The organism is Reyranella sp., assembly GCF_050185545.1.
Lineage (GTDB): Bacteria > Pseudomonadota > Alphaproteobacteria > Reyranellales > Reyranellaceae > Reyranella.
This window is the reverse complement of the sequence record NZ_JBFWZI010000010.1, coordinates 1-5,899: the sequence shown is the minus strand read 5'-3', so window position 1 is coordinate 5,899 and position 5,899 is coordinate 1. Positions and strand designations below refer to the sequence as shown.

The window sequence follows — 5,899 nt, the reverse complement described above, 5'->3', positions numbered from 1 at the left end:
GGACGCTCCGGGCTTCCAGTTCTGGGTCAACGAATTCCACGCCAACCTGCCGACGCAGGGTCCGGCCGCGCTGTTCGCAAACATCGCCAGCTCCTTCGGCATCAGCAATGAGGCGAAGGCGCTATATCCCTTCCTCACCAACCCGTTCGGAGCGAGCGACGCCGAGATCGGCAGCTTTCTCGACAGCGTCTACAACAACCTGTTCAACCGCTCCTCGGATACGGCCGGTCTGAACTACTGGACCGGCCAGATCCGTCAGACGCTGGCATCCGGCAAGTTCGTGGGGTCGGTTCTGGTCGACATCATGAGCGGCGCCCAGGACACCGTGGCGGGCAAGGACATAACCACCCTCATGGGGAAGGTGGCGGTGAACATGGAATACGTGCAGGAGCAACAGCGCCTCGGCTCGGTCTGGACGGCCGCGGACGACGGGGCGGAAGCGCGGACGTTGCTGCAGACGGTTACAGCGGATCCGCTGTCGGTGTTGGTCGGCGTCGCCCAGGCGCACGATCTCGTCGTCGCCGACCTGTTGCCCTGACCGTCTTTCTCCCCGGCTTCGCTGCTGCGAAGTGGACACATCTCATTTCCTCCTATGAAAATCGGGGAGGGTACCGCCCCGATTTTCTCATCATCGTGGTGCGCGCCGGGCGTGCCGGGTGTCTCCCCCGCAATTGGGGGAGGTGCCCCGTCGTACGGGGCGAAGGGGGAGAGCCGCAGTCGAGATGCTTCAGATTCCGACGTCAGAATCGGAGGGATTTCGACTGGGGCTCTCCCCTCCGGCCCTCCGGGCCACCTCCCCCGAAGACGCCCGAAGACGGGGGAGGTGAATGAGGATCACGCCGCCTTGATGTTGGAGCGCTTGATGCGGTCGAGGTTGGCGCCTTCGATGCGGATCAGCTTGGTGAGCGTGTCGCGCTTGGGCGAATGCACGACGCCGACATCGTAGAAGTGGGCGTCGCCGGGCTTCATGACGTAGCTCTTCTCCGGCACGACCAGGGATGGCTGCTCGCCCGTGCCCGGCTGGACGATGCGCCAGTCGGTCATCTCGGTATCGCCGACCGCCACGCCGTAGATCGCCCAGCTCGAGCCGTGATCGTGCGGCGAACCGTGCGCCGGCTTTTCGTAGACATGGCCGCACACGCAGAAGCCCAGCTCGGGATCCTCGTACAGCACCTTGCGCGGCTTGCACTGCTCGGCCGTCAGGTGTTGGGCGACGAACGCCTCGTCGCGCAATGCCTTGGACACCAAGCCGCACACCGCCTGCTTGCCGCCTTGGCCGGGGTCGGCCTTCAGCGCTGCGCGGATGTCGCTGCTCAGTTGCTCCAGCGTATAGGCCATCTTTGCCTCCAGTCTTCGACACTCGATAATCAGGCTCAGCCGACCCGGCGCCAGATCGGCGGGCGGGCGCGTACCGGGTCGAGCAGCGACCAATCTCCCTGCTCGACGACGTGACCCTTGGGAAAGGGCGGGCGGGGTTCCTGGCCGAGTGACTGCATCACCCGATCGTCCCGGTAATAGCAGAGCAGAACGACACGCACGAGAGCGGCCAGCGCGCTGCCGCCCTCGGAGCGCAGTGCGGAAGCGACCTCGGTGCGACGCCCAGGAAGGAGATCGGCGAAGCTGCCGCGGGACAGCGCCGCCAGGCGGCCGAGAGCCGTGCGGATATCGTCGCGGTCGCGGCCGAGGCTCGCCAGGATGTCGGCAAAGATCTTCTCGTCGTCGGCACCCGGCACGCCGTACGCGGCGCTGGCGGGGATGATGGCGGCGGCAAGGGCGCGCAGGTCGCGTGCTTCGACGGCTGAGAGAGCGGGGGCGGTCATGGGAGCCTCAGTCGAACAGGGTGGCGAGGCGCTGCTTGATGCTGTCGGCGATGTAGAGCGCCAGCGCCTGGATGGTGGAGGTCGGGTTCACCCCACCCGAGGTGACCCAGATGCTGCCGTCGACGATGAACATGTTCTTCACGTCGTGGCAGCGGCCCCATTCGTTGACCACCGATCGCTCGGGATCGAGCCCCATGCGTGCGGTTCCCAGCAGGTGCCATCCACCATTCAGGATCGGGCATTCGACGGCAATGTCGCGGGCGCCGGCCGCCTCGAGGATCTCGCGCGCCCGGGCGAGACCGTGCGCGATCATGCGCCGGCTGTTCTCGCCGATCGTGTAGTCGATGCGTGGCGCGGGGATGCCGCTGCCGTCCTTCAGTACCGGGTCGAGGGTGACCCGGTTGTGCTCCTCCGGCAGGTCCTCGCAGATCGCCGACAGGCCGATGCGGTGGTTGAGCAGGCGGCGATAGACGCGATGATGATCGTCGCCCCATGGCAGGCGGCCGGCAGCGGTGCTGGTGATCGCCTCGAGGATGGCGCCATAGCCGCGGCTGAACTGGAAGGTGTAGCCGCGCACGAAGTCGCGCTTGGGATCGGTCTCGTAGAATTCCTGGCTCCACAGGCAGAGCGGCGGGCCGTGATTGCCGTCGAGCGGCTCGTCGACGTAGCCGTAGCTGTAGGCATAGGGATGGAACATCAGGTTCTTGCCGACGAGGCCGCTCGAATTGGCGAGGCCGTTGGGAAACTTTCGGGACACGGAGTTCAGCAGCAGGCGCGGCGTGCCGACGCCGTTGCAGGCGACGATCACGACCTCGGCCGGCTGGAACTGTTCCTGGCCCTTGGCGTCGTAGTAGACGACGCCCGACGCCATGCCGTCCGGGCCCACGGTGATCTCGCGCACCCGGCAGAGCGTGCGCAGTTCGACTCCGGCGCGCAGCGCCAGCGGCCAGTAGGTGATATCGGTGCTGGCCTTGGCGCCCTGCGCGCAGCCCGGCGTGCAATGACCGAGATTGATGCAGCGTGCGCGACCTTCGTAGTCGACGGTGGCGATCGAGCTGTCGGACGGCCACCAGTGCCAGCCGAGCTTGTTCATCGCCTTGCCGAAGCGCGCGCCGGACTTGCCGAGTGGCAACGGCGGCATCGGCGGCTGCTTGGGTGGATAGGCCGGGTCGCCGGCCAGTCCCGAGACGCCCGTCATGCGGTCGTTTTCGGCGAAGAACGGTTCCAGCGTCGCGTAATCGACCGGCCAGTCGTCGGCGACGCCGTCGAGCGTGCGCACCTTGAAGTCGGATGGATGCAGGCGCGGATAGTGCGCCGTGTACATGATCGTGCTGCCGCCGACGCCGTTGAAGTTCACCACCTTGATCGGCGAGTTGTCGTCGTTGATCGGATAGTCGGTCGGCCGCGCGCGGCGATTGGGGCTGGTGGCGAAGTCGCCGAACAGCCGCGCCTCCCAGTCGCGGCCGTTGCTTGGATAGTCGGTCGGCTTCACCCAGTCGCCCTGCTCGAGGCAAAGGATGCGCATCCTCGTCTCGGCCAGGCTCCACGCCACCGCCGCTCCGGAAGCGCCCGAGCCGATGATCAGGACGTCGACTTTGTCGTTCATTGCATCGTCTCCCCATGTTCCATTTCCCCTCCCCCGATGACGGCCGATGACGGGGGAGGAATGAGCGTTGTCCTCATCTAGGCGGCAGCAGCTTCTTCGCCTGCATTGCGGCGAAGGCCCTGGCGAACATCGTCTCGGTGTCCATGACTTCGTGGAAGCCGGCCTGCATGAGCTTGATGGTCGAGACCAGCGCCGGTGGGCCGGGCACGGTACGGCCATGGCCCATCGTGTAGTCCGCATACTCGAACGAGAGCCCGACGAAGTCGCGCAGGTTTGCGCTCTTCAGGCCGTATTGGGCCTGGATCTCGGCCCACTCGACCTCGCGCGGGCGGATTTCGCGGTCGAGCGACAGGGGTACCGCATCGCCCGCCTCGAAGCCCAGCGCCGCGGCGATCGCCGGCCACACGTTGGGCCACACGAACACGTCGCCGTTGGTGACGTTGAAGATCTCGTTGCGCGCCGTCGCCGCCTCGCCCGACCAGGCGATGGCGCGGGCCAGCAGGTCGGCGTCGACTGCCTGGGCGACGCGGCCGACGCCGCCGGGATAGTCGAGCCGCCTCTTGCCGGCGCGGCGCATCAGGGCGGCGTAGACGCCCAGCGCCGGGATCACGTTCATGGCACTGCCCACCGAATCGCCCACGATCAACACGGGCCGCAGGATCGACCAGCTCCAGGCCTTGCCGCGCTGCAGCGCACGCAGGTAGCGCTCCTGGTTCCAGTAGAAATTGGGCTGCTCATGCATCTCCGATCGATTCTCGCGCGCAGGCACCAACATCGGCCGGACATGCACGCCATAGGCCTTTGTGCCCTGCAGCAAAGCAACATGCCTGAGCTGTGGCGAGGCCTGCTCGAGCGGTCCCAGCAGGTTGCGCAGCATGCGGTCGTTGGTCTCGATCTGCTCCGCTTCCCGCCAGCCGGCGACCAACCCCGGCCGCTCGTAGAGTGCGGCATAGACCAGGTGGGTGACGCCGGAGAACTCGGGCGCCAGCGCCGCCGCCGCCGCGGGGTCGGTAAGATCGAGAGGCCGCCAGCGGGCGCCAAAGGTCTCGTCGGGGCGCCGGCGCGACAGCGCCACGACCTCGCAGTCCGACTGCGAGCCGAAATGCTTCATTACTGCATAGCCGACCAGACCGGTCGCACCGGCGACGACAACTTTCCTGGGCATGATATTCTTGCTCTTCCCTCCGCCTAATATGACGGAGCAAGCTGGGGTTTGCAGTCGCCGAACGCGCTGCCCGAGGAGGACCGATGGAATTCGGCATGTTCCACGAGTTTCAGGCGCTGCCTGGCGAAAGCTCGGCGCAATCCTTTGCCAACTCGTTCGCCCAGGTCGATGCGGCGGAGCGCTGGGGCCTCGATGCGATGTGGCTCGCCGAGCTGCATTTCGCGCCCGAGCGCTCGGTGCTGTCCTCGCCGCTGATCCTGGCATCGGCCATCGCCACGCGCACCAAGCGCATGAAGATCGGCACCGCGGTGCAGGTGCTGCCGCTCTGCCATCCGCTGCGGTTGGCGGAAGAGGTCGCCACGGTCGATCAGCTGAGCGAGGGCCGGCTGATCTTCGGCGTCGGCCGCAGCGGTTTTGCCCACACCTACAGGACCTACGGCGTCGACTACGCCGAAAGCCGCGAGCGCTTCGCCGAGACGCTGCAGATCGTCAAGCTCGCCTTTACCGAGGAGCGCTTCTCGTGGAGTGGAAAGTACTTCACCTACGAGAACGTGCGGCTGGCCCCCAAGCCGTGGCGCACGCCGTGGCCGGAGATCCGCGTCGCCGCGGCGAGCCCCGACACCTATGTCGAGGTCGCGACGCTGGGCCATCCGATCTTCATCGCCGCCCGCACCGGCAACCTCTCCGAGCTGGCGCCGCTGGTGAAGACCTATCGCGACGCCTGGAAGGAGGCGGGCCATCCAGGCAAGGGCGAGGTCTTTCTTCGCGTGCCGGTGTACGTCGCCGACACCGAGGAGAAGGCCCGCGAGGAGCCGCGCGAGAGCATCATGCATCTGCTGCGCTACATCGGCGATCGCCTCGCCGCCTCGGCGACGGCGAGCGGCGCGCGGGCGATCGAGAACCGCGCCGAGCGCGGGCAGAAGATGCTGTCGATCGACTACGACGAGGTGCTGCGCGAGCGCATGATCGTCGGCACCCCGGCCAGCGTCACCGACCGCCTCGTCGAGCTGCGCGAGGTGCTGGGCCTCGACGGCATCCTGGCCGAACTCAACCCCGGCAGCCTGATCCCCCACGACCGTGTCATGACGGCGCTGCGGCTGCTCTGCCAGGAGGTCATGCCGAAGTTCAAGTGAGGATCTTCGTTGGGACCGCGCCACTCCAGTGGCGCCTTCTTCGTCGACCACGCAGCCCATGAGCGCCACTGGAGCGGCGCGGTCCCAGCCCTGAGCTTCATGCTCTTCTGGACCGCGGGCGTGTCGCCCGCCCATGTAATCAATGGCGGGCGTGCAGCGCGCGGTACAAAATAAG

Annotated in this window: 6 protein-coding genes; 2 read left to right on the top strand and 4 right to left on the bottom strand. The window is 66.9% G+C overall.

Going from position 1 to position 5,899, the window contains the following annotated elements; translation table 11 throughout:
• A partial coding sequence (locus tag AB7O82_RS04470) for a DUF4214 domain-containing protein (RefSeq protein ID WP_428618719.1) occupies positions 1-538 on the top strand: 538 nt, incomplete at its 5' end.
• A 296-nt stretch (positions 539-834) separates the two neighbouring features.
• Here the strand turns inward: AB7O82_RS04470 and AB7O82_RS04465 are convergent.
• The 4 genes from AB7O82_RS04465 to AB7O82_RS04450 form a co-directional block, all read right to left on the bottom strand.
• Positions 835-1,338: a hypothetical protein gene (locus AB7O82_RS04465; RefSeq protein WP_428552137.1), complete on the bottom strand. Its 504-nt coding sequence runs from the start codon at positions 1,336-1,338 to the stop codon at positions 835-837.
• A 35-nt stretch (positions 1,339-1,373) separates the two neighbouring features.
• A complete protein-coding gene (locus AB7O82_RS04460; protein ID WP_428552134.1) occupies positions 1,374-1,820 on the bottom strand; it encodes a hypothetical protein in 447 nt (148 codons plus the stop codon).
• A gap of 7 nt (positions 1,821-1,827) precedes the next feature.
• On the bottom strand, positions 1,828-3,426 hold the full coding sequence (locus AB7O82_RS04455; protein WP_428552132.1) for a GMC family oxidoreductase: 1,599 nt from the start codon (positions 3,424-3,426) through the stop codon (positions 1,828-1,830).
• Positions 3,427-3,499: 73 nt separating this feature from the next.
• Positions 3,500-4,591, bottom strand: a complete 1,092-nt coding sequence (locus AB7O82_RS04450; protein ID WP_428552129.1) for an NAD-dependent epimerase/dehydratase family protein — start codon at positions 4,589-4,591, stop codon at positions 3,500-3,502.
• Positions 4,592-4,674: 83 nt separating this feature from the next.
• Between AB7O82_RS04450 and AB7O82_RS04445 the strand changes: the two genes are divergently transcribed.
• The gene (locus AB7O82_RS04445) at positions 4,675-5,724 is read left to right on the top strand and encodes an LLM class flavin-dependent oxidoreductase (protein ID WP_428552127.1); all 1,050 of its coding nucleotides are present in this window, start codon (positions 4,675-4,677) and stop codon (positions 5,722-5,724) included.
• Positions 5,725-5,899: the final 175 nt, after the last annotated feature.

What these genes read in the sequence shown, in the direction of transcription:
- AB7O82_RS04465 (WP_428552137.1), bottom strand. Translation starts at nt 1,338, where the DNA reads ATGGCCTATACGCTGGAGCAACTGAGCAGCGACATCCGCGCAGCGCTG.
- AB7O82_RS04460 (WP_428552134.1), bottom strand. Translation starts at nt 1,820, where the DNA reads ATGACCGCCCCCGCTCTCTCAGCCGTCGAAGCACGCGACCTGCGCGCC.
- AB7O82_RS04455 (WP_428552132.1), bottom strand. Translation starts at nt 3,426, where the DNA reads ATGAACGACAAAGTCGACGTCCTGATCATCGGCTCGGGCGCTTCCGGA.
- AB7O82_RS04450 (WP_428552129.1), bottom strand. Translation starts at nt 4,591, where the DNA reads ATGCCCAGGAAAGTTGTCGTCGCCGGTGCGACCGGTCTGGTCGGCTAT.
- AB7O82_RS04445 (WP_428552127.1), top strand. Translation starts at nt 4,675, where the DNA reads ATGGAATTCGGCATGTTCCACGAGTTTCAGGCGCTGCCTGGCGAAAGC.